Annotated in this window: 23 protein-coding genes and 1 tRNA gene; 19 read left to right on the top strand and 5 right to left on the bottom strand. The window is 70.1% G+C overall.

The features are described 5' to 3' along the window. The first annotated feature begins 160 nt into the window (after positions 1-160). The 5 genes from abc-f to ACWGO0_RS02490 all read left to right on the top strand — a co-directional run bounded on the left by abc-f (position 161) and on the right by ACWGO0_RS02490 (position 5,363). Complete coding sequence (gene abc-f / locus ACWGO0_RS02510) at positions 161-1,804, top strand: ribosomal protection-like ABC-F family protein (protein WP_453526785.1); 1,644 nt, start codon at positions 161-163, stop codon at positions 1,802-1,804. A gap of 55 nt (positions 1,805-1,859) precedes the next feature. Next, the gene (locus ACWGO0_RS02505) at positions 1,860-2,489 is read left to right on the top strand and encodes an HhH-GPD-type base excision DNA repair protein (RefSeq protein WP_453526782.1); all 630 of its coding nucleotides are present in this window, start codon (positions 1,860-1,862) and stop codon (positions 2,487-2,489) included. Positions 2,490-2,617: 128 nt separating this feature from the next. Then, the gene (locus tag ACWGO0_RS02500) at positions 2,618-4,144 is read left to right on the top strand and encodes a M28 family metallopeptidase (RefSeq protein ID WP_453526779.1); all 1,527 of its coding nucleotides are present in this window, start codon (positions 2,618-2,620) and stop codon (positions 4,142-4,144) included. Between the two features lie 173 nt (positions 4,145-4,317). Continuing rightward, entirely contained in the window at positions 4,318-4,614 is a 297-nt protein-coding gene (locus ACWGO0_RS02495) for a type II toxin-antitoxin system VapB family antitoxin (protein ID WP_003955420.1), read from the top strand. A 149-nt stretch (positions 4,615-4,763) separates the two neighbouring features. Next, positions 4,764-5,363: a LytR C-terminal domain-containing protein gene (locus ACWGO0_RS02490; RefSeq protein WP_453527024.1), complete on the top strand. Its 600-nt coding sequence runs from the start codon at positions 4,764-4,766 to the stop codon at positions 5,361-5,363. Positions 5,364-5,401: 38 nt separating this feature from the next. Here ACWGO0_RS02490 and upp read toward each other — a convergent pair whose 3' ends face one another. Next, on the bottom strand, positions 5,402-6,037 hold the full coding sequence (gene upp / locus ACWGO0_RS02485) for a uracil phosphoribosyltransferase (RefSeq protein ID WP_453526776.1): 636 nt from the start codon (positions 6,035-6,037) through the stop codon (positions 5,402-5,404). Positions 6,038-6,140: 103 nt separating this feature from the next. Between upp and ACWGO0_RS02480 the strand changes: the two genes are divergently transcribed. From ACWGO0_RS02480 to ACWGO0_RS02465, 4 genes are all read left to right on the top strand, one after another. Further along, on the top strand, positions 6,141-6,377 hold the full coding sequence (locus ACWGO0_RS02480; protein ID WP_453526773.1) for a hypothetical protein: 237 nt from the start codon (positions 6,141-6,143) through the stop codon (positions 6,375-6,377). Positions 6,378-6,581: 204 nt separating this feature from the next. Continuing rightward, a complete protein-coding gene (locus ACWGO0_RS02475; RefSeq protein WP_453527021.1) occupies positions 6,582-7,157 on the top strand; it encodes a tRNA adenosine deaminase-associated protein in 576 nt (191 codons plus the stop codon). Positions 7,158-7,238: 81 nt separating this feature from the next. Further along, positions 7,239-7,667: a tRNA adenosine(34) deaminase TadA gene (gene tadA, locus ACWGO0_RS02470; protein WP_453527018.1), complete on the top strand. Its 429-nt coding sequence runs from the start codon at positions 7,239-7,241 to the stop codon at positions 7,665-7,667. 45 nt (positions 7,668-7,712) lie between these two features. Further along, a tRNA-Ser gene (locus ACWGO0_RS02465) sits at positions 7,713-7,797 on the top strand. Between the two features lie 52 nt (positions 7,798-7,849). On the opposite strand, the gene ACWGO0_RS02460 is transcribed toward ACWGO0_RS02465, so the two are convergent. Continuing rightward, complete coding sequence (locus tag ACWGO0_RS02460; protein ID WP_453526770.1) at positions 7,850-8,803, bottom strand: YihY/virulence factor BrkB family protein; 954 nt, start codon at positions 8,801-8,803, stop codon at positions 7,850-7,852. A gap of 781 nt (positions 8,804-9,584) precedes the next feature. On the opposite strand from ACWGO0_RS02460, the gene ACWGO0_RS02455 reads away from it, so the two are divergent. The 5 genes from ACWGO0_RS02455 (at position 9,585) to ACWGO0_RS02435 (ending at position 13,168) form a co-directional block, all read left to right on the top strand. Continuing rightward, positions 9,585-9,749 (top strand): hypothetical protein, encoded by a 165-nt coding sequence (locus ACWGO0_RS02455; RefSeq protein WP_453526768.1) that lies wholly within the window; start codon positions 9,585-9,587, stop codon positions 9,747-9,749. Positions 9,750-9,758: 9 nt separating this feature from the next. Next, positions 9,759-10,052 (top strand): Dabb family protein, encoded by a 294-nt coding sequence (locus ACWGO0_RS02450; RefSeq protein ID WP_453526765.1) that lies wholly within the window; start codon positions 9,759-9,761, stop codon positions 10,050-10,052. Between the two features lie 188 nt (positions 10,053-10,240). Then, positions 10,241-11,098: an RNA polymerase sigma factor SigF gene (locus ACWGO0_RS02445; protein ID WP_453526762.1), complete on the top strand. Its 858-nt coding sequence runs from the start codon at positions 10,241-10,243 to the stop codon at positions 11,096-11,098. Positions 11,099-11,332: 234 nt separating this feature from the next. Next, positions 11,333-12,199, top strand: coding sequence for an RNA polymerase sigma factor SigF (locus ACWGO0_RS02440; RefSeq protein WP_453526759.1), 867 nt, complete (start codon positions 11,333-11,335; stop codon positions 12,197-12,199). Positions 12,200-12,256: 57 nt separating this feature from the next. Then, positions 12,257-13,168 carry a hypothetical protein gene (locus ACWGO0_RS02435; RefSeq protein ID WP_453526757.1) on the top strand — a complete coding sequence of 304 codons (912 nt, stop codon included), beginning with the start codon at positions 12,257-12,259 and terminating at the stop codon, positions 13,166-13,168. Positions 13,169-13,195: 27 nt separating this feature from the next. On the opposite strand, the gene ACWGO0_RS02430 is transcribed toward ACWGO0_RS02435, so the two are convergent. Then, entirely contained in the window at positions 13,196-13,411 is a 216-nt protein-coding gene (locus ACWGO0_RS02430) for a hypothetical protein (RefSeq protein WP_453526754.1), read from the bottom strand. A 257-nt stretch (positions 13,412-13,668) separates the two neighbouring features. Between ACWGO0_RS02430 and ACWGO0_RS02425 the strand changes: the two genes are divergently transcribed. The 5 genes from ACWGO0_RS02425 (at position 13,669) to ACWGO0_RS02405 (ending at position 19,138) form a co-directional block, all read left to right on the top strand. Next, the gene (locus ACWGO0_RS02425; protein ID WP_453526751.1) at positions 13,669-14,181 is read left to right on the top strand and encodes a MarR family winged helix-turn-helix transcriptional regulator; all 513 of its coding nucleotides are present in this window, start codon (positions 13,669-13,671) and stop codon (positions 14,179-14,181) included. A gap of 23 nt (positions 14,182-14,204) precedes the next feature. Beyond that, entirely contained in the window at positions 14,205-16,691 is a 2,487-nt protein-coding gene (locus ACWGO0_RS02420) for an MFS transporter (RefSeq protein ID WP_453526748.1), read from the top strand. Positions 16,692-16,852: 161 nt separating this feature from the next. Next, a complete protein-coding gene (locus ACWGO0_RS02415) occupies positions 16,853-17,668 on the top strand; it encodes a YceI family protein (RefSeq protein ID WP_453526745.1) in 816 nt (271 codons plus the stop codon). Positions 17,669-17,697: 29 nt separating this feature from the next. Further along, a complete protein-coding gene (locus tag ACWGO0_RS02410) occupies positions 17,698-18,168 on the top strand; it encodes a PPOX class F420-dependent oxidoreductase (protein WP_453526742.1) in 471 nt (156 codons plus the stop codon). A 1-nt stretch (position 18,169) separates the two neighbouring features. After that, positions 18,170-19,138: an NAD(P)-dependent oxidoreductase gene (locus ACWGO0_RS02405; RefSeq protein WP_453526739.1), complete on the top strand. Its 969-nt coding sequence runs from the start codon at positions 18,170-18,172 to the stop codon at positions 19,136-19,138. Positions 19,139-19,183: 45 nt separating this feature from the next. Here the strand turns inward: ACWGO0_RS02405 and ACWGO0_RS02400 are convergent, their stop codons facing one another. Both ACWGO0_RS02400 and ACWGO0_RS02395 read right to left on the bottom strand, forming a co-directional pair. Next, positions 19,184-19,960, bottom strand: a complete 777-nt coding sequence (locus ACWGO0_RS02400; protein ID WP_453526736.1) for a TetR/AcrR family transcriptional regulator — start codon at positions 19,958-19,960, stop codon at positions 19,184-19,186. 102 nt (positions 19,961-20,062) lie between these two features. After that, positions 20,063-21,631, bottom strand: a complete 1,569-nt coding sequence (locus ACWGO0_RS02395; protein WP_453526733.1) for an MFS transporter — start codon at positions 21,629-21,631, stop codon at positions 20,063-20,065. Positions 21,632-21,711 lie beyond the last annotated feature (80 nt).

The following is a 21,711-nucleotide window of genomic DNA, read 5'->3' as shown; positions in this document are numbered from 1 at the left end:
CACTGAGAGGGAGTGTGGATCTTCGCGTGCACTCCAAGTCAACGGGTGCACTCCCACCTGTTGCGGGCATCGCATCCCCGGAGTACCTTCTAACGAGACGGAACGTCTCGTCTTGGAATCAGTCAGAACCCAGCCCTGTCGTCGACGGAAGAAGCCGCCCTTGCACCCGGTCCCGACCACCACTGCCACCGCACCCACCCCCACCACCGCCCCGATCGTCCTCACCGAGGTCTCCAAGCGCTACGGGGACCGCACCGTCCTCGACCGGGTCACCCTCGCGGTCCGCCCCCGCGAACGGATCGGCGTCGTCGGCGACAACGGCTCCGGGAAATCGACGCTGCTCCGGCTCCTCGCGGCCCGCGAACGCCCGGACAACGGCACCGTCCTGATCACCGCACCCGGCGGCACCGGCTACCTCCCGCAGGTCCTCGACCTGCCCGCCACCGCACTGGTCGGCGACGCCATCGACCTCGCCCTGGCCGAACTCCGCACGATGGAACACCGGATACGCGAGGCCGAGTCGGCCCTGCGTCACGCGGGCCCCGAGGAACTCGCGGTGTACGGCGATCTGGTCACCGCGTACGAAATGCGCGGCGGGCGCGACGCGGACCGCCAGGTCGAGATCGTCCTGCGCCGGCTCGGCGAACGCGCCGCGCCGGACCGCAACCGCCCGCTGGCCACCCTGTCCGGCGGGCAGCGTTCCCGGCTGGCCCTCGCCGCGACCCTGGCGGGCTCCCCCGAACTGCTGCTGCTCGACGAGCCGACCAACGACCTCGACGACGAGGCGGTCGCCTGGCTGGAGCAGCACCTGCTCGCCCACCGCGGCGCCGTCGTCGCCGTCACCCACGACCGGGCCTTCCTGGACCGGGTCACCACCACCGTCGTGGAGGTCGACGAGGCACGGCACACCGTGGCCCGCTACGGCAACGGCTACCAGGGCTTCCTCGCCGCGAAGGCCGCCGCGCGGGCCAGGTGGCACCGGCAGTACGAGCAGTGGCGCGAGGACGTCGCCCGGCACTCCGCCCTCGCCGACTCGAACATCGGACTGCTCTCCGCCATCCCCCGGAAGGCACCGGCCTCCTTCAGCGGGGCGGGCGCCTTCCGGGCCCGCTCACGGGCGCACGGCGCGATGAGCCGTATCCGCAACGCCCGCGAACAGGTGCACCGGCTCACCGAGAACCCGGTGCCCCCGCCCCCGGAGCCCCTGCGCTTCACCGGCCGCGTCCACAGCGTGACCGCGGGCGGGGCCGAGCTGACCGGAGTGCGCGTACCGGGCCGCCTCACCCTCGACTCCCTCCGCGTCGAACCGGGCGGACGCCTCCTGGTGACCGGCCCCAACGGAGCCGGAAAAACCACGCTGCTCCAGGTCCTGGCCGGGGAGCTGGTCCCCGATCAGGGCACGGTCCGCCGCCCCGGCCGCGTCGGCTTCCTCCGCCAGCACTCCGCGCTCCCCGACGACGACCGCACCGTGCTCGCCGCCTTCGCCGCCGCCCGGCACCACACCGATCCCGAGGAGGCCGCCGCCGAGCTGCTCCCGCTCGGCCTGTTCCGTACGAGTGACCTGGCCCTGCCCGTACGCGCGCTCTCCACCGGCCAGCGGCGCAGACTCGAACTCGCCGCCCTGGTCACCGCCCCCGCCGACCTCCTGCTCCTCGACGAGCCGACCAACCATCTGGCCCCCGCCCTGGTCGAGGAGATCGAAGCGGCCCTGGCGCAGTACACCGGCACGCTGGTGATCGTCACGCACGACCGCCGGATGCGCGCCGCGTTCGACGGCGACGCCGGTTCGAGGCTGGAACTCTGAGCCATCGGCAGCAATCCGACTCGCAGACATCGCACGCTCTCGCGATGATCCAGGAATGACGAAGAGCAACGACGGCAAGGACGTCACCCTGCGGATCGCCCAGCAGCCCGAGGCCGACGAGCTCCTCGGCCGCAGCGCGCTGGCCGCTCTCGTCGGCATGCTGCTCGACCAGCAGGTGCCGATGGAGTGGGCGTTCACCGGCCCGTACACCCTGGCGCAGCGGATGGGCGGCGACGACCTGGATGCCCACGAGATCGCCGCCCACGACCCGGACGCGTTCACCGCGCTCTTCACCGAGAAACCCGCCCTGCACCGGTATCCCGGCTCCATGGCCAAGCGGGTGCAGCAGCTGTGCCAGTTCCTCGTGGCGGAGTACGGCGGTGAGGCGAGCGCCGTATGGGCGGACGTCCCGACCGGGGCCGAACTGCTGGAACGGCTGAACGCACTGCCCGGATTCGGCACCCAGAAGGCGCAGATCTTCCTCGCGCTGCTGGGCAAGCAGTTCGGCGTACGGCCCACGGGCTGGCGGGAGGCGGCGGGTCCGTACGGCCAGGCCGGCTCGCACCGCTCGGTCGCCGACATCACGGGTCCCGACTCACTCGCCCAGGTGCGCGCGTACAAGCAGGAGGCGAAGGCGGCGGCGAAGAAAACCGCGGGCGGCGGGAAGCCCAGCACCAAGAAGTGATCACGAACCAGCCACACAACTGATCGCATCGAGCCACAACAGTTCCCAGATGGCGCCACGCTCGCTAGCTTTCGTGCACATCTGTTCACACCGGAAGGACTCCTGTGCACGCAACTCGTCGCAGAGCCATGGCTGTTGTGGCCGCCACCGCGCTGGCCACACCGCTCCTCCTGGCCGCAGCCCCGCACCAGGGGCACCCGTCCTCGCACGATCCCGCGAAGGACGCGGCGAAGCTGTCGCGGAAGCTGGTGAAGAGCTCGTCCGCGGACGACGCCCACCGGCACCTCCAGCGCTTCCAGGCGATAGCCGACTCCTCGGACGGCCACCGCTCGGCCGGTTCACTGGGCCATGACGCCTCCGCCGCCTACGTCTACCAGCTGCTCAGCAAGGCCGGGTACGAGGTCGAATACGAATCCTTCGACTTCATGTACACCGAGACCCTCGCCGAGAAGCTCGCCGTCGTCTCGCCCACCCCGCGCGACATCACCATCAAGGCGATGACGTACACGAAGTCCACCCCGGTGGGCGGAGTGCAGGCGGCGATGGCCGCCGTCCCCGTCGACGCCACCACCGGCTGCGAAGCGGCGGACTACGCCTCGGCGAACTTCACCGGCAAGATCGCGCTGATCAAGCGCGGCGGCTGCTCCTTCGCGCAGAAGCAGGCGACGGCAGCCACCGCGGGAGCCGTCGGAGCGGTCATCTACAACAACGTCGACGGCGTGCTCTCCGGCACTCTCGGCGACGTCCCGTCGGGGAAGATCCCGACCGGCGGACTCACCCTGGCCGAGGGCGAGAAGCTCGCCGCCGACCTGGCCAAGGGCGAGGTGACGGTCTCCTTCGAGATCCGTGAGCTCCAGGACGAGCGCACCACGCGCAACGTCATCGCGGAGACCCGCGGCGGCGACGCGTCGAAGACGGTGATGCTCGGCGCCCACCTGGACTCGGTCACCGCGGGCCCCGGCATCAACGACAACGGTTCCGGCTCGGCCGGCCTCATCGAAGTCGCGCTGGAACTCGCCAAGACCCACCGCACCCCCGCCAACAAGGTGCGCTTCGCGTGGTGGTCGGCGGAGGAGAACGGCCTCCTGGGCTCGGAGGATTACGTCGCGAAGCTGACCGAGGCGCAGCGCAAGCAGATCGCGCTCTACCTCAACTTCGACATGATCGCCTCGCCGAACGGTGCGCGATTCGTCTACGACGGCAACAACTCCGACGGAGTGGGCGCGGGCGCGGGGCCCGAGGGCTCCGCCCAACTGGAGCGCGACATCAACGACTTCCTCGACGGGAAGGGCCAGGCCCACGAGGGCACGGACTTCACCGGGCGCTCCGACTACGGCCCGTTCATCGACGTCGGCATCCCGTCCGGCGGCACGTTCACCGGCGCCGAGGGCATCAAGACACCGGCCCAGGCGGAGACGTACGGCGGCGAGGCGGGAATCGCGTACGACCCCTGCTACCACGCGGCCTGCGACGACCTCGACAACATCGACATGAAGCTGTTCGACAGCAACATCGATGTGATCGCCAACGCCGTCGGCACCTACGCCTACGACCTGAGCTCCCTGACCCGTCCGGTCCCGGACGAGCCCACGACCGGTGACCCCGGCAGCGGCGGCGGACTGCACGACGGCCACGATCACGGCGTCACCGAGTAACCCTGCACCCCGGCTTCACGGCCAACGGCGTGCCGCCGGTCCCTTTCGGGGGAACCGGCGGCACGCCCGCCGCGGCGGAGCGCTCCACCTTCAGGGGTTTTGCCGCTTTCGGCCGCCATCACAGTCCGGTTGCCCGGCTGCGCCCGGAGCCCCTTGCCCGGTAGGCTTTCCGTGTGATCTTCAAGCGCATCGGAAATGGGCGGCCTTATCCCGACCACGGCCGGGAAAGCACCCGACAGTGGGCGGATGTCGCCCCGCGTCCGGTCCGCCTCGACCAGCTCGTCACCACCAAGGGCCAGCTGGACCTCGAAACCCTGCTCGCCGAGGACTCCACGTTCTACGGCGACCTGTTCGCCCACGTCGTGAAGTGGCAGGGCGACCTCTACCTCGAGGACGGGCTGCACCGCGCGGTCCGCGCGGCACTCCAGCAGCGCCAGGTGCTGCACGCCCGCGTCCTCGAACTCGGCTGACCCCACAGCCGCACAGCCGTCACCCCTCGCCTTCTTCGGGCCTTTCGGGTGCTTTCCGGCTCGTGTGGGTGCAATCCATTGATCATTTAGTACGCATCATCACTGGGCCGCACTACGCTTTACCCATGAGCATGCTCACTCCCCCCGGCATGGGCGGAAAGTACCGCATCACGGGCAACGCGTACCCGCGGATGCGCCGTCCACGTCACCGCCGCAGGCTGGTCCTGACGGCCGTCGCCGCAGTGGTGGCCCTCGGCCTGGCCGGCTGGGGCACTCTGCAGCTCATCGACGTCTTCACGGGCGGTGACAAGAAGGCCGTCGCCGCCGACCACAAGAAGAAGTGCGCCTCGGCCAAGCCCGTGGTGGTGCCCGCCAAGGCGCTGCCCAGGCCGGCCGGCATCAAGGTGAACGTCTACAACGCGACGCCGCGCAGCGGACTCGCCAAGTCCGCGGCCGACGAGCTGAAGAAGCGCGGCTTCGCCATCGGCAAGGTGGGCAACGCCCCCGCCGCGTACGACAAGAAGGTCCCCGGGACAGCGGTGCTGCTGGGCGCCCCGACCGCCGCGAACGGCCCGTTCCCGGTGCTCGGCACACAGCTGCCGGGGAGCCTGCAGAAGACCGACGCCCGCAGGACGGCGGACGTCGACCTGATTCTCGGTACGAAGTTCAAGGCGTTCAACACACCCCAGGCCGCGGCCACGGCCCTGACCGCCCTCAAGAAGCCGGCCCCGTCCCCGTCGTCCTGCTGACGGGCACGAGGCCGTACCGCCTGGCTCTACGGCAGGGCCTAGTCGGCCGTGCCGTACATCCGGTCACCCGCGTCGCCGAGGCCCGGCACGATGTAGCCGTGCTCGTTGAGCCGCTCGTCGACGGAGGCGGTGACCACGGTCACCGGCGCGCCTGCCAGCTCGCGCTCCATCACCTCGACGCCCTCGGGCGCCGCGAGGAGCACGACCGCGGTGACATCGTCCGCACCGCGCTTGATCAGCTCCCTGATGGCCGCGACCAGCGTGCCGCCGGTGGCCAGCATGGGGTCCAGGACATAGACCTGGCGGCCCGAGAGGTCCTCGGGCATCCGCGTCGCGTACGTCTCCGCCTGGAGCGTCTCCTCGTTGCGGATCATGCCGAGGAAGCCGACCTCGGCGGTCGGCAGGAGCCGCACCATGCCGTCGAGCATGCCGAGACCTGCGCGCAGGATCGGGACGACGAGGGGCCGGGGGTACGAGAGCTTGACCCCGGTCGTGGGCGTCACCGGGGTCTCGATGTCGACCTGCTCGGTACGCACATCCCTGGTGGCCTCGTAGGCGAGCAGGGTGACCAGCTCGTCGGCGAGACGCCGGAAGGTCGGGGAGTCGGTGCGCTTGTCGCGCAGCGTGGTGAGTTTGTGCGCCACCAGCGGGTGGTCGACGACGTGGATCCGCATGCCGTCAACAGTAGCCGTGCCTCCCGGCACTCTGCGCTGGCATCAACCACCTGTTCGGAGGGAAGGTGGTGGCATACGGACCCAGCGTTGGGGTGGTGTGTCGATGGCGGACGGGGAGCAGCCGAAGCGGGCGCGTGCCGCACGTGTGCCACGGGACGCGCCGGACGACGCGCCGGAGGCGCCGGACGTCCATGAGAGTGAGACGTCGCGCCGCCGGCGCCGTGCGCAGTTCCTCCGCGAGCTCCATGAGGCCAAGCAGCTGCGCGACCGGGTCCAGCCGCGCAGGGCCCGTGCGGCCCGTATGCGCCAGGCGATGCGGATGCGTACGTTCCGCTGGTGACCCGCGTTCCACGGGCCTGCGGACCGTCTCCTGCGGACCGCCGCCGAGCAGGCACTCCCGGAACTGATGGCCGACGCAACGGTCGAAGAGGTCTCGCTCCGCCGCTGTTTCTGCCACGATGCCGATTGGGCGGGCACAGAGCAGCCGGAACAACGGCTGCCCTCCCGTCGGACCGATTCACCTATGACAAGTGGGAGAGTCACGGTGTACTTCGCCGCACTGCTCGCGCGCACCGAAGACGGGTGGGAAGCGAGCGACACGGAGCTGGACGATGTGGAGACCCTGTCCGATCTGACCGATCTGGCCCGGGACGCCTCGGTGGACGAGGACACGGTCCTGGTCTACATCGAGCAGGAGGACGCCTGGTTCGGCGTCGTCCGGGTGGACGGTGAGGAGGACCCCCGTATCTACGTCTCGGACGCGTCCGCCGCCGCCCGCTCCTCGTACGGGGAGATCCTCCTCACCGACGAACTGCTCGGCCGCGAACCGGGGGCCGAGGACGAGATCGCCGCACTGGAAGAGCTCGTCGACCTCGACGGCACCGAGGACGGCGAACCGGAAGTGTCCGAAGGCGCCGCCGTGGACGACCGGGCCGATCCGGTGGTCGACGACGACGTCACGCCCCTCGACGACGCCGTACCCGCGGGACCGCTCGGAGACCTCGGGCTCCTCGCCGACCTCGGCCTTTCCGAGAAGGAGCTGCTGACCCTGCGGACCGATGCACTGGTGGAGATCGCGGACGCGCTGGGAGCGGCCGAGGTCCTGGAGTCCGTCCGTTAGGGTCCGCGGGTGAACGCACCACCACCCCCACCCTCCTCACCGCCTCTCCACGACCCCGTACGGGACCCGTGGCAGGCACCCATGCGCCATGCCCTCGACGAGGCCGCGCAGGCGGCGCTGGCCGGCGATGTGCCGGTCGGCGCCGTTCTCCTGGGCCCCGACGGCGCCCTGCTCGCCGTGGGTCACAACGAACGCGAGGCGACCGGGGACCCGACCGCCCACGCCGAGGTGCTCGCCATCCGCCGCGCCGCCGCGGCGCTCGGCGAGTGGCGGCTGTCCGGCTGCACCCTGGTGGTCACCCTGGAACCGTGCACGATGTGCGCGGGCGCCCTCGTGCAGTCCCGGGTCGCCCGGGTGGTCTACGGGGCGCGCGACGAGAAGGCCGGCGCCGCAGGTTCGCTCTGGGACGTCGTACGGGACCGCCGGCTGAACCACCGGCCCGAGGTCGTCGCCGGAGTCCTGGAGGAGGCGTGCTCGGCCCAGCTGACGGCCTTCTTCCGCACGCTCTGAGATCTGATTTCTGATCACGGCCCGGGATGGTCTAAGCTCTCTCTCGGTAGCGTGTCCGAGCGGCCGAAGGAGCTCGCCTCGAAAGCGAGTGTGGGGAAACTCACCGAGGGTTCAAATCCCTCCGCTACCGCCGCAGAGAACCGCCTCTGATCTGGGAGACCAGGTCGGAGGCGGTTCTTTTTTCATGCGTCGTCGCCGTGCACGGGTTCGGTGCTGCCCGCGCGCGCCGCCTCCAGTTGCGCCGCGAACGCGAGGCCGAGGAACAGGGCGATCCCGGTGAGATTCGCCCACAGCAGCAGCGCCACGAACGCTGTGAGGGGCCCGTAGACGGCGCCGAACGAGCCGCTCTGTTCGACGTAGACCGCCAGCAGCCAGGTCGCGGATATCCAGAGGGCCAGGTGTACGGCCGAGCCGAAGGCCAGCCAGGTGTAACCGGGTTGGACCCGTCGCGGTGACCACCGGAAGATGACGGCCGATGCCACCCAGGCCATGGTGATTCCGACGGGGATCTGCAGCCAGTGCCACCACTCGGGGAGACCGTCTCCGCCGAACGCGTCCACCACGGCTCCGGCGACCGTGTCACCGGCGACCAGCACGAGGAAGCCGAGCGCCATGGGCGTGCCCGCCGCGGCCGAGAGCAGCAGGCTCCTGCCGTACTTGGCGGCGAACGGGCGGTCCCGCTCGATGCCGTAGATGCGGTTGGTGCCGCGCTCGATCTGGGCCATGGCCGACACGAGGCTGACTACGGCGAATCCCAGTCCCAGCCACATCGCGACGGCGCCGGCGACGTTCTCGCCCGCGCTGCGGCGCCCGTCCTCCAGCGCGTCCTCGATCAGTTGGGCGCTGGCGCCGGGTGCGATCCGCGTGAGCGTGAGCTCGACGGCCTTGCCGACGCTCTCGGTACTGAGGGTCGCCGCTACGCCGACCAGCGCGATCGTGAACGGCACCAGGGCAAGGGCCACCTGGAACGCCAGCGCACGCGAGTGGCTGAAGCCGTCCGCGTACCGGAAGCGGAGGAACGCGTCGACCAGCAGCTTCCGCCCGCCGTACTTCTTGAGGGCGGCCCACGCCTCGTCCCCGGAGAGTTCCTCCCCGGCCATGTCCTGCGTCTGCGGGACACGCTTTGCGCTGCCCATTCGTCTCCGCTCCCGTCTCTGCCATGAGCGGCCGATTATCAGTGATCCACGGGTTCGGCGAAACCACGAGGCCCGAGGCGACAGGACATGCCCCTGGCGTTACGGGGCAAGCGGTGTGTACGGGGCCACCGGCCCCGAGCACCGGAACGAAGACCGAAACGAAGACCGAAACGAAGGGGGATGCCGAAGATGCCTTCCAGACTGAGCACGGTCGTCCGAGAGCTTTCGCGGCGCGGGAGCACGCGTCGGCGCCGCCCCGCCCCGCCCTCCCGCGTCGGAAGGGGCCCGCACGGCGTCTCGACAGCGGCTGTCGTCCGCCGGCTCGTCGACGTCGTCCGCGCACGCGCCGGTTCCGGCCGCCGCTGACGCGGTCCGCGATTCCGTTCACGACGAAGGGCCCGACGCGTCGCGTCGGGCCCTTCGGGCGTTCCGGAAAGGTGAGGTCGGGGGAAGCGGCGTCGGGGGGACAGGCCGCTTCCCCCGGTGAGAACAGGGCCTCCCGGTCCTCGCCGCTGTCCGGGGGGAGGTCGCGGCGCGGACCCCACGGAAGGGGTCCTGTTCCTCGCCCATCGGATTCCTGCCGGATCCGCTGGGCTCGTTCTCCATCCTGCCTCCGTACGAAAGCCTCATCGCCGGGCGAAAGGCCCCGATCGCAGGGTCCTTGGTCCTTAAAGACCAGATCAATGGTCTGATCACCGATCGGAAAGAACCTCGGGATACGGCCATTCGTGCGACTAGAATCGCCGACCGTACAGAGGAACGAACGGGAGAGGCAGGGGCTGTGGTGCAAGCGAAGAAGATCGTGCTCTATGTGGTTTCGGTCTTCGTGCTGTACACGATCATCACGTCCCCCGCCCGGGCCGCTGATCTTGTCCAGGTAGGGTTCGAGGGCGTTTCGAGTGCCGCCCAGGGTGTCGGCGACTTCATGTCCGAGCTCGTCAAGTAGGAGAACCCGATGATCCGCCACCTGGTCCTGTTCAAGCTGAACGACGGCGTCGAGCGGGACGAGCCGAGGGTCGTCGCCGGTGTGCGGGCCTTCCAGGAGCTGGAGGGGCAGGTCCCCGAGCTGGAGTTCTGGGAGTGCGCCTGGAACATCACCGACCGGCCGATCGCCTACGACTTCGCGATCAATTCGGCGGTCGCCGACGAGGACGCCCTGAAGCGCTACATCGAGCATCCGGCCCATCAGGCCGCGGCCGGACAGTGGCGCGAATTCGCCACCTGGGTGATCGCCGACTACCCGTTCTGACATGTGACGGACCCTTGGTCCGCCTGGCCCCTCACCACTCAGGTGAGGGGTTTTTCTTTGCGTTTAAACCAACTTGTTCTCAACACGGCTATATGCGGTGCTTGCACACAGTGGACATGTCTTGTGATGCTATGACCGCTTTTGACGGATGAGTTGACCGTAGTTGACCGCAAAGGGGTGGCGTCACCGTGCCGGCCAGTACAGCGCCTCAAGTGCCTCCCCAGAACGTCCAGACCGACGACATCCAGACCGAGACACCCGATCCCACCGCGCCCGCCAAAACCAGGGGCGCGGACACCAGGGCTCTCACGCAAGTGCTGTTCGGCCGCCTCAAGGGGCTGGAGCGGGGCACTCCCGAACACGGCAGGGTCCGGGCGGCCCTGATCGAGGCGAACCTGCCGCTCGTGCGGTACGCGGCGGCCCGCTTCCGCAGCCGCAACGAACCGATGGAGGACGTCGTCCAGGTCGGCACCATCGGCCTGATCAACGCGATCGACCGCTTCGACCCGGAACGCGGCGTCCAGTTCCCGACGTTCGCGATGCCGACGGTGGTCGGCGAGATCAAGCGGTACTTCCGGGACAACGTACGGACCGTCCACGTACCGCGCAGGCTCCACGAGCTGTGGGTCCAGGTCACCGGTGCCACCGAGGACCTGACGACCGCTCACGGCCGCTCCCCCACCACGGGGGAGATCGCCGAGCGGCTCAAGATCCCCGAGGACGAGGTCCTCGCCTGCATCGAGGCGGGCCGCTCGTACCACGCGACCTCACTGGAGGCCGCGCAGGAAGGTGACGGGCTGCCAGGACTCTTGGACCGGCTCGGGTACGAGGACCCGGCCCTCGCGGGGGTCGAGCACCGTGATCTCGTACGGCATCTGCTCGTCCAGCTGCCCGAGCGCGAGCAGCGCATCCTGCTGCTGCGCTATTACAGCAATCTGACCCAGTCACAGATCAGCGCGGAATTGGGCGTTTCCCAGATGCATGTGTCAAGACTGCTGGCCAGAAGCTTCGCCCGACTCCGATCCGCAAATAGGATCGAGGCGTAACCGGATCGGGTAGATCGTGCTTCTTCCGGTTCGGGCGGCGTAAAAGCCTCACACCCCCTGTTTCCTGCACAGACATGGCGCTGACTTGTCGACATGTCACTACAGCGTGTTGCCGACATGTGACATTCTGCTGGAACCGCGTTTGCCGCAGCCTCCCCTCCGGTATTCAGGTGGAGGCTGCGTTCCTCCGATGGTCGCGGCCACCGCGACCGTCCGCGACCTCAAGGGGGTGGCATGTCCGCAGAACAGGGCAGCTCGAAGGTGCTCACGCTCACGAAGAGCGTGCCGGCACCGATCGTGCTCACCAGCTCGTCGGAAGCCATCGACACCCGTACGCTGTCCCGCTCCCTGTTCCTGCGGCTCGCCGCGCTGGGTCCCGCACCGGGTCCCGACGGAACGGAAAGCCCGGAGCGGGCCTACGTGCGGGACACGCTCATCGAACTCAACCTTCCACTCGTGCGTTACGCGGCGGCGCGGTTCCGCAGCCGCAACGAGCCCATGGAAGACATCGTCCAGGTCGGCACCATCGGCCTGATCAAGGCGATCGACCGCTTCGACTGCGAACGGGGCGTGGAGTTCCCGACGTTCGCGATGCCGACGGTGGTCGGGGAGATCAAGCGCTTCTTCCGCGACACCTCGTGGTCGGTGCGTGTGCCGCGCAGGCTCCAGGAGCTGCGGCTCGCCCTCACCAAGGTCAGTGACGAGCTCGCCCAGAAGCTCGACCGCTCGCCGACCGTGCCGGAGCTGGCCAAGGCGCTCGGGGTCTCCGAGGAGGACGTGGTCGACGGCCTGGCCGTGGGCAACGCGTACACCGCCTCGTCGCTGGACTCCCCCTCGCCCGAGGACGACGGCGGCGAGGGCTCGCTCGCGGACCGTCTGGGGTACGAGGACACGGCCCTGGAAGGCGTCGAGTACCGCGAGTCCCTGAAGCCGCTGCTGGCCAAACTCGCCCCGCGCGAGCGGCAGATCATCATGCTGCGCTTCTTCGCCAACATGACGCAGTCACAGATCGGCGAGGAGGTCGGCATCTCGCAGATGCACGTCTCGCGCCTGCTGACCCGGACGCTCGCCCAGCTCAGGGAGGGGCTCATCGCGGACTGATCCCCGTGCTGCCGCGCGAGGGTTCCGAATTGACGGACCGTCAGCCACACTGGCGCGATGCGACGTCAGACATTTCGTTCGACCGGCCGCCGGGGCACCGTGATCGCCGCCTCGGCGGCCGTGCTGTGCCTGGGCGGCGCGCTGGCCGCCTGCGGCGGCGGCAGCGCGGGCGACGACGGCTATGTGGCGGTCGGGGCGGCCGGCGCCGGCCCGGCCGAGGCGCCGAGGACGGCGGGCCTGCCCTCGGGGAAGGTCACGCTGATCCCGCTGGACGCCTCGGGCGATGAGCGCTCCAAGGGCGGCGGCGAGAAGGGCGGCGACGGCGGGTCCGGGTCGGCCACGGGCGGCGAGCTGCCCGGCGTACCGGGAGCCGGGGAACGTACCGCCACCACGGACCCCGGCAGCGGAACGGGCGGCTCCGGGGCGACCCCAGGAAGCTCGGGTGGCGCAGCGGCTGCGGGCGGCGGCACGGGCGGTACAGGGGGCGCAGAGGGTACGCGTGGCACTGGGGGCATTGGGGGCACGCAGCCGGGAAGCACCGGAGGTTCCGGCAGCACCGGCGGCTCGGGAGGTTCGGGCAGCTCGGGAAGTACGGGAGGCTCAGGAGGTACGGGGAGCGCCCCGCCGCCTTCCGGCAGTCCCGGTCCCACCGCACCCGCCACCCCCGCCGCGCTACAGCTCGGCGACCCGGTGAACACGGACGCGGACCGGCGCTGGTGCGAGAAGGTGACCGTGGAGTTCCGCAACACCGGTGGCTCACCGGTCCGTTCGGGGACCGTCACCTTCGAGACGCACGTCATCGGGGCGCTCGGGGTCGACTGGGCGACCGTCGAGTCGACGCAGCCGCTCCCCGCGCCGATCGACGCGGGAGCGCTGCGGAAGAAGACGTACACCGTCTGCGTGGACGCCTGGCGGGTTCCCCTGGGGATGCGGATCGAGACCCAGGACGTCACCGCCGTATGGAAGTGACCCCCCACGTGCGTGGGGGCGGAATGATCAGCTGAGCGCGAGCCAGGCGACCGCACCGAGGACGACGACGACCGCGACGACGGCCGCGATCACCCCGACCCGCGGTCCGGACGAGGTCGCCGCCGGCTGCTGCCGGCGCTGCGGCTCGCCCTCGTCGACGAAAGCGCGGAACATCTGGGTGCTGCCCGCCGGGTCGTTGGTGCCCTCGGGGCCCTGCTGAGGGGCGTGGGGGTTGTGTGCCATGGGCCAGGACCCTAGCGAACTCGGCGTTACCACCCAACCCCCGGGTGCCGCGGGGCTGCGGGAAGTCGTGGCAGGACTCGTGGCGGGAGTCACAGTCGGGGAGAGGCCCGCGCCGCACGCTGCGCGTTTGACCCGGAGCCTACGGAGCCTTTTGCGTTCCTTTACTTCTGCAAGGCGCTTTTCGTTTGCCTGTAGCAACCAACCGCTTCTATGGTTGCCCTAAGCAATTAGTTGGCGCCGAGATGTCAGGAGGGCCCATGGCCGCTCGGAGCCACTACCAGGAACTGGCCCGGCAGCTCAGCGCGATCGGCGCCGTCAAGCGCGGACTCACCCGGACCCTTCCCCCCGAGTGCCCCGGTGGCTCCGCCGCCGTACTGGCACTCCTGGCGGAACACGGCGAGATGCGGATCAGCAGACTTGCCGAGCTCTTGGCCGTGGACATGTCGGTGACCAGCCGCCACGTCGCACATGTGGCCGAACGCGGCTGGATAGAACGGTCGCCGGACCCGGCGGACAAGCGGTCCCGCATCCTGCGGCTGACCCCTGCGGGAGACGAGCAGCTCGCCGAGCTGAACCGCCGGACGACCGAGGTCTTCGCCCGGAAACTCATCGACTGGTCCGACGAGGACGTCGGCCGGCTGAACGCCCTGCTGTCCCGGCTGCGTGACAGCTTCGCCTGCCGTGGCTCCGGTGAGTGCCCTCCCGGAAAGCACAACGGGGACTGCCGCACGCGGTACTCAGACGATTCGCACACCCGTACACCTGTGTAACAGATGCAAAGAGAAGGAACTCAATGGCTACGACCACACCCACCGGTGTGCGGGGCGGCCACGCCAAGCACGGGGGCTCCGAAGCCCCCGACGGCACGCCGATGACACACCGGCAGATCATGGAAGCGCTGACCGGGCTCCTGCTCGGCATGTTCGTCGCGATCCTGTCGTCGACGGTCGTCTCCAACGCCCTGCCCGAGATCATTTCCGACCTCGGCGGCGGCCAGAGCGCCTACACCTGGGTCGTGACGGCCTCGCTGCTGGCCATGACCGCCACCACCCCGCTGTGGGGCAAGCTCTCCGACCTGTTCAGCAAGAAGCTGCTGGTCCAGATATCGCTGATCATCTACGTCGCGGGATCGGTCGTCGCCGGTCTCTCCACCAGCAGCGGCATGCTGATCGCCTGTCGTGTCGTGCAGGGCATCGGCGTCGGCGGTCTCTCCGCCCTCGCCCAGATCGTGATGGCCGCGATGATCGCCCCGCGCGAGCGCGGCCGTTACAGCGGCTACCTCGGCGCGGTCTTCGCCGTCGCCACCGTCGGCGGTCCGCTGCTCGGCGGTGTCATCACCGACACCAGCTGGATGGGCTGGCGCTGGTGCTTCTACGTGGGCGTGCCGTTCGCGATGATCGCGCTCGTCGTGCTCCAGAAGACCCTGAAGCTCCCGGTCGTCAAGCGCGAGGTCAAGGTCGACTGGGCGGGCGCGTTCTTCATCAGCGCCGCCGTCTCGCTGCTGCTGCTCTGGGTGACCTTCGCGGGCGACAAGTACGACTGGATCTCCGGACCCACGTACATGATGCTCGGCGGCACCGTCGTACTCATCGGGCTCTTCCTGCTCGTCGAGTCGAAGGCGAGCGAGCCGATCATCCCGCTCCGCCTCTTCCGCAACCGCACCATCACGCTGGCCTCGGTCGCCTCGCTGTTCGTCGGTATCGCGATGTTCGCGGGCACCGTGTTCTTCAGCCAGTACTTCCAGCTGGCACGCGACAAGTCGCCGACGATGTCCGGGGTCATGACGATCCCCATGATCGCGGGACTCTTCCTCTCGTCGACGGTCTCCGGCCAGGTCATCACCAAGACCGGGCGCTGGAAGGCATGGCTGGTCAGCGGTGGCTTCCTGGTCACGGCCGGGCTCGGCATGCTGGGCACCATCCGGTACGACACCGAGTACTGGCAGATCGCGGTCTACATGTTCGTCATGGGTCTCGGCGTCGGCATGATGATGCAGAACCTGGTGCTCGCCACGCAGAACCAGGTGGCTCCGGCCGACCTCGGTTCGGCCAGCTCCGTCGTCACGTTCTTCCGTTCGCTCGGTGGTGCGATCGGCGTCTCGGCGCTGGGCGCCGTCATGGCGAACCGTGTCACGCACTACGTCAAGGACGGCCTGGCCGACCTCGGTCCCGAGGGCGCGGCCATGGGTCACGGCGGCACGGGCGGCGGAGGCATCCCCGACCTGGACACCCTTCCCGGCCCGATCCGTACGGTCGTGGAGGCCGCGTACGGGCACGGTGTCGGCGATGTCTTCCTGTACGCGGCTCCGGCCGCGCTCATCGCCTTCGTCGTGACGATCTTCATCAAGGAGGTCGCACTGAAGACGAGCGCGTCGAACGACACCCCGGCCACCGCCGAGGCCGTCACGGAACCCGCCCAGGTCGCCGAGGGCGTCGCCGGGGTCACCTCGGTCGCCACCCTCGAAGCTCCGGTGGAGACGGTGCCGGACACGGCGGTATACGGCACTGCGGCACACGGCACGGCGGTACGCGGTGTGGTGCGCGGCGCCGAAGGCGTGCCCGTCGCACAGGCCGCCGTCACGCTGATCTCACCGGCCGGCCGGCAGCTGGGGCGCTCCGTCTCCCAGGCCGACGGCGGCTACGCACTGGACGCGCCCGGCGCGGGTTCGTACGTCCTGATCGCGTCCGCCGACGGCTTCCAGCCGCAGGCGTCCACCGTGGTCGTCGGCGAGGACCCCGTCGCGTACGACATCCTCCTCGTCGGTACGAGCGGTCTCACCGGGACCGTCCGGGCCGAGGCCACCGGGGCTCCGGTCGAGGGCGCCATGGTCGTGGTGACCGATGTGCGCGGCGATGTGCTGGCGACCGGCAGGTCCGGCGAGGCCGGCGACTTCGCCTTCGGTGAGCTGGTCCCGGGCGCGGTGACCGTCGCGGTGAACGCCGCCGGGTTCCGCCCGCTGGCGCTCCCCGTCGAGGTCGGCGGCCAGGGCGTCACCCGGGTCGAGGCGGCTCTGCGGGCCGGTGCGCTGGTCCGGGGCGTCGTGCGGGCCGGGTCCGCCCGGACCCCGCTGCCGGACGCCCGCGTCACGCTGATCGACGCGGCGGGCAACGTGGTCGCCAACGCGACGACCGGGGAGGACGGGGCGTACGCCTTCACCGACCTGGACGCGGGCGAGTACTCGGTCGTCGCGACCGGCTACCCGCCGGTGGCGGGCGCCCTGACCGTGGCCGGTCACGGAGTCGACGGCCACGACATCGAGCTCGCCCACCCCGGCGAGTAACAAAGACCCCTGGCGGGACGGCACTTCTAGCGGAGAGGCTGTCCCGGCCGGCGGAAATGGGCCCCGGTGGCGGGTACGGCAGGCAGGGGACGGCCTGCCGCACCCGCCCCCGGGGCCCGACTCATTGACCCAGCGGGTCATGCAGCAAGGAGAGAAACGGGATGGCACTTCGCGCACAGGTACGGACGCGGGACGGCTGGGCGGTCCAGCACGCGGTCGTGACAGTCACCGATATGACCGGCACCCAGGTGCTGCGCGCCGACGCGAACGAGGACGGGGCCGTCCGCACCGAGAAACCTCTGCCGGCCGGCGCGTACACCGTGATCGTCACAGCGGTCGGGTACGCCCCCACGGCCTCCACCGCCCTCGTCACGGCGGGCGGCCGGATCGACGCGGGCACCGTCGTCATGGCCCGGCAGGGCGGGGCGGAACTTCCGCCTCCGGGCATCTGGTCGCTGGACCCCGCGCACTCATCGGTGGGCGCGGTCGCGCAGCACCTGGGGATCTCCAGCGTGCACGGCAGGTTCACCGATCTCACCGGCCGGATCGAGATCGCGCCGGACATCGAGCGCTCCCGTGTCGAGGCCGTCATCGGCGCGGCCGGCGTCGACACCGGCAACGGCATGCGGGACAAGCACCTGCGGTCGCCCGACTTCCTGGACGTGGACCGCTTCCCGGAGATCACCTACCGCTCCAGCGGGCTGACCCCGGCGGGCCCCGACCGCTGGACGGTGCACGGCGAGCTCGCACTGCACGGCATCACGCGCGCCGTCGATCTCGACCTCAGCTATCTGGGCACGGGCCCCGACCCCTGGGGCGGTGTGCGCGCGGCCTTCCACGCGACGACCGAACTGCGCCGCGACGACTTCGCCATGAACTACAACCAGGTGGTGCGGGCGGGGATTTCGGCCATCGGTACGACGCTGCGCGTGGAGCTGGACATCCAGGCGGTACAGGGCGAGTCCCTGCCGTCCTAGGGCTTGCGGCGCGTCGTAGGGTCGGACGCATGCCATCCCACATCGCGACCAACACCGCCGTGGAACTCGAAGAGCTGCTGGCGTTCGTGCGGCCCCGGCACCGGGCGATCCTGCTGACCACCCGGTCCGACGGCCGCCCCCAGGGCTCCCCGCTCACCTGCGGCGTCGACGACTCGGGCCGGATCGTCGTCTCGACGTATCCGGAGCGGGCGAAGACCCGTAACGCCCGACGGGACGAGCGGGTGAGCGTGATCGTCCTGTCGGACGACTGGAACGATGCCTGGGTCCAGATCGACGGCTCGGCCGAGGTGATCGATTCACCGGATTCGGTCGAGCCGCTCGTCGAGTACTTCCGGAACATCTCCGGCGAGCACCCGGACTGGGACGAGTACCGGGCTGCCATGGTGAAGCAGGGGAAGTCGATCATCCGGATCACTCCGGAGCGGTGGGGTCCGATCGCCACGGGCGGCTTCCCGGCCAACCTGGCGCCCGGCAGCTGACGTGCCCGTACAGACTCCTGGGCCGGAACTCCTCGCGCGGGCCCGGCTGCTGGTAGCGCCGACGGTCGGCGAGCCCGTACTCCGGGAGCTGGAGCGGATCACCGGGCGCCCGGTGGAGCCGGCTCACGACGGCGTACCGGACGGGCCGTTCGTCCTCGTCGGGGCCTCGCTGCCGGACGCGCTTCGCCGCGGGCGGCTCGTGTGGTTCCACAGCGTCAACGCCGGTACGGACGCGCTGCTCGACTCCGGTCCCTGGCCGCAGGACGCGCTGCTCACCCGGACCGTGGGCCGCATGGGCGAGCGGATCGCGCAGTACGTGCTGGCCTGGGTGTTCGCCGAATGCCAGGCCGTGCCGGAGTTCGCCGCGCAGCACGCACGGGCCGAGTGGCGGCGCATCCCCTCCGAACTCGCCGCAGGACAGACGGCGCTGGTCTACGGCACCGGGCGCATCGGTTCGGCGGTCGCCGGTCTGCTGCGGGGATGCGGCATCCGGACGGTGGGGGTGGCCCGCAGCCCACGCGCCGTACCGCCACCGGGGTTCGACCGGGTGATCGGCACCGACGGGGCCGACCTGTCAGGCGAAGAGGCAGCGGCGCTCGCCGCCGCGCGCTGGGTGGTCGCCGCCCTGCCCCTGACGGACGCGACGGAGGGGCACTTCGGTGCCGCCCGCTTCGCGGCCGTGCGCGGCGCGACGTTCATCAACGTCGGGCGCGGGGCGACCGTGGACATGGACGCGCTGGAGGCGGCCCTGCGCGCCGGGACCGTACGGCGGGCCGTGCTCGACGTACTGCCCGACGAGCCCGCCGCGCCGGGCGACAGCTGCTGGCAGCTCCCTCGTACGGTGATCACGTCGCACTCCGCCGGGATCACCGCAGACGAGGACATCATCAAAGACTTCGAGGCGTGCTGGGACGAGCTGAGCGCGGGCAGGACACCGGCGCTCGCCGTGGACGTGGACCGGGGCTACTGAGCATGGAATCCGGCCACGACTACTGAGCGGGGACTCCGGACGCCGTTACTGGGCGGGCACTCCGGCCCGTACGCACATCGCCTCGATGCCCGCGATCAGCAGGTCGAGCGCGAACACGTAGTCCAGCTCGCGCATCTCCTCGACCGAGCCGCCGCCGCGCGCCTCCACCGTCTCCATCGACGCCGCGGCGAGATTCTTGAGGTTCGGATCGCCCTGGATGGTGCCCATCGCCTGCTGGAAGTACTCGTCCTGGCTGAGCCCCGCGCTCCTGCACCGCTCGATGAAGTGGCCCTCGATGGTGCCGAATCCGTACACGAACTGGAAGACGGCGGCCAGCGCGCCCGTCTGGTTCCTCAGCGGCAGCCCGGTGGCTCGTACGACGTCATGGACGGCGTACGAGAACAGCATGGCGTGCGGGCCGATGTTGAGGAAGTGGCCGGCCAGTGGCGACACCCAGACGTGGCGGACGAGGAGTTCGCGGTAGCTGCGCGCCATCTCCCGCAGCCGGTCGCGCCAGTCCGCGTCCTCACCCGGGGGCACGATCTCCGCGAAGACCGAGTCCATCGCCAGTTCCAGCAGGTCATCCTTGGTGTCGACGTACCAGTAGAGGGACATCGCGGTGACGTCCAGCTCCGCCGCGAGCCGGCGCATGGAGAACTTGGCGAGGCCCTCCGCGTCCAGCAGCCGCACCGTCGCCGCGGTGATCCTGTCCCGGTCCAGGCCCACGGGCGACTCGGACTTCCGGGTGCGCGAGGGGGCCCGGCGGTCCAGCCACACACTCGTCCGTGCGGGGTTCTTCACGCGGTCGGCCGCGGACACCATGGCGCACTCTCCTCGTTCTGCCGGACGGAACGGACCAGGACGGACCGGGGCTGCGGGGGCACGTACCGGACGGTTACGGTCCGGTACGCGTCCCCTCCGATGCTATGCCGCCGTACCGGCCGAGTCTGCCTCAGCCGGGTCCTTCACGGCAGGGTCCTTCACGGCAGGATCCGCGGGTCCGGGCTCCATCCGCTCGGCCCGCCTCAGGAGCGCCGCGGCCAGCAGTCCGCCCGCGAGCACCGCCACCGCGCCGACCAGCTGGCTGGTCTCCAGACCGGAGGCGAAGGCGTCCGTGATGCGCTGCCGCTCCCCCTCGCTGTCAGCCGCGGCGAGCGCCGCCGGCAGCGAGGCGGCCCCCACGGCGGCGGGGATCAGGGCGGCGAAGCGGGAATTGAGCACGGCGCCGAGCACGGCGACCCCGAGGCCGTTGCCGAATTCGGCGAGTGTGCCGTTGACCCCGGCACCCACGCCCGCCTTCTCGGGCGGAATGGCGCTCATGATGGCGTTGGCCATGGCGGGCATCGCGAGCGAGATCCCGGCGCCCATGACGACCAGGCCGAGGAGCATTCCGCCGTACCCGTCGCTGCCGAGCACCGCGATGGCGCCCAGCCCGGCGGCCAGCAGGCTCATCCCGGCGGCGATGGTGGCGGGAGTCCCCAGCTTCGGTACGAGGCGGGCGCCCAGACCCGTGAGGTTGAGCGCGACCACGGTGAGCGCGAGCGGAGCCGTACGGAGTCCGGCTTCCAGGGGCCCGTATCCGAGCACGAACTGCAGATGCTGGGTCAGCAGGAAGAGCGAACCGCCCATTCCGAAGGCGACCAGGATCGCGCCCGCGACCGCACCGATGAACTTCTGGTTCCGGAAGAAGTGCATGTCCAGCATCGGGTACGGGATGTGGAGCTCCCACAGCACGAATCCGGTGAGGACAGCGACCCCGGTGAAGGCGGTGAGCAGGACCTGGCCGGACGTCCAGCCGTGTTCCGGGCCGGAGATGATCGCGTACACGACGGCGGTCATACCGATGGTGGAGAGCAGCGCGCCGAGCAGGTCGGGCCGGTCGCCCTGCGGATTCTTGGACTCCGGGACGAGACGCAGGACCGCGATCAGGCCGACGATCGCGACCGGGATGTTGATGAGGAAGATCGCTCCCCACCAGAAGTGGTCGAGCATGATCCCGCCGATGAGGGGACCGGTCGCGAAGCCCAGCGAGTTGACGGTCGACCAGAGGCCGATCGCCTTGACGCGCTCGCTGTCGTCGAAGATCTGGACGACCACGGCCAGCGTGGTGGTGATCAGCAGCGCACCGCCGATGCCCATCCCGGCGCGGGCGGCGATGAGCTGGCCGGAGGACTGCGCGAGCCCGGCCACCAGCGAACCGATGCCGAACAGCGCGAGTCCGGCGACCAGCATCCGCTTGCGGCCGTAGCGGTCGGCCGCGCTGCCCGCCGTGAGGAGCAGACCGGACTGGACGAGCGAGTACGCGTTGATCATCCACTGCACATCGGCGGTGGAGGCGTCCAGCTCCGTGGTGAGGGAGGGGATGGCGACGTTCAGGACGGTGTTGTCGAGCAGCACGGTGAGCTGGGCCAGACAGATGACGCCGAGGATCAGCCAGCGCTGCGGGTGCCCCTGCGGGGCGAGGTCGTTCGGCTCGGCGGTGGTCGCCGTCATGCGGGCTCCTTGAGCTCCGTTACTACTCGTACGGTGTATGGGAGTGCTTGGCGTCGTACACCGTAAGGCACTCCTGTACG

Source organism: Streptomyces sp. NPDC055749 (assembly GCF_053617235.1).
This window is presented reverse-complemented; position numbering and strand designations above follow the sequence as displayed.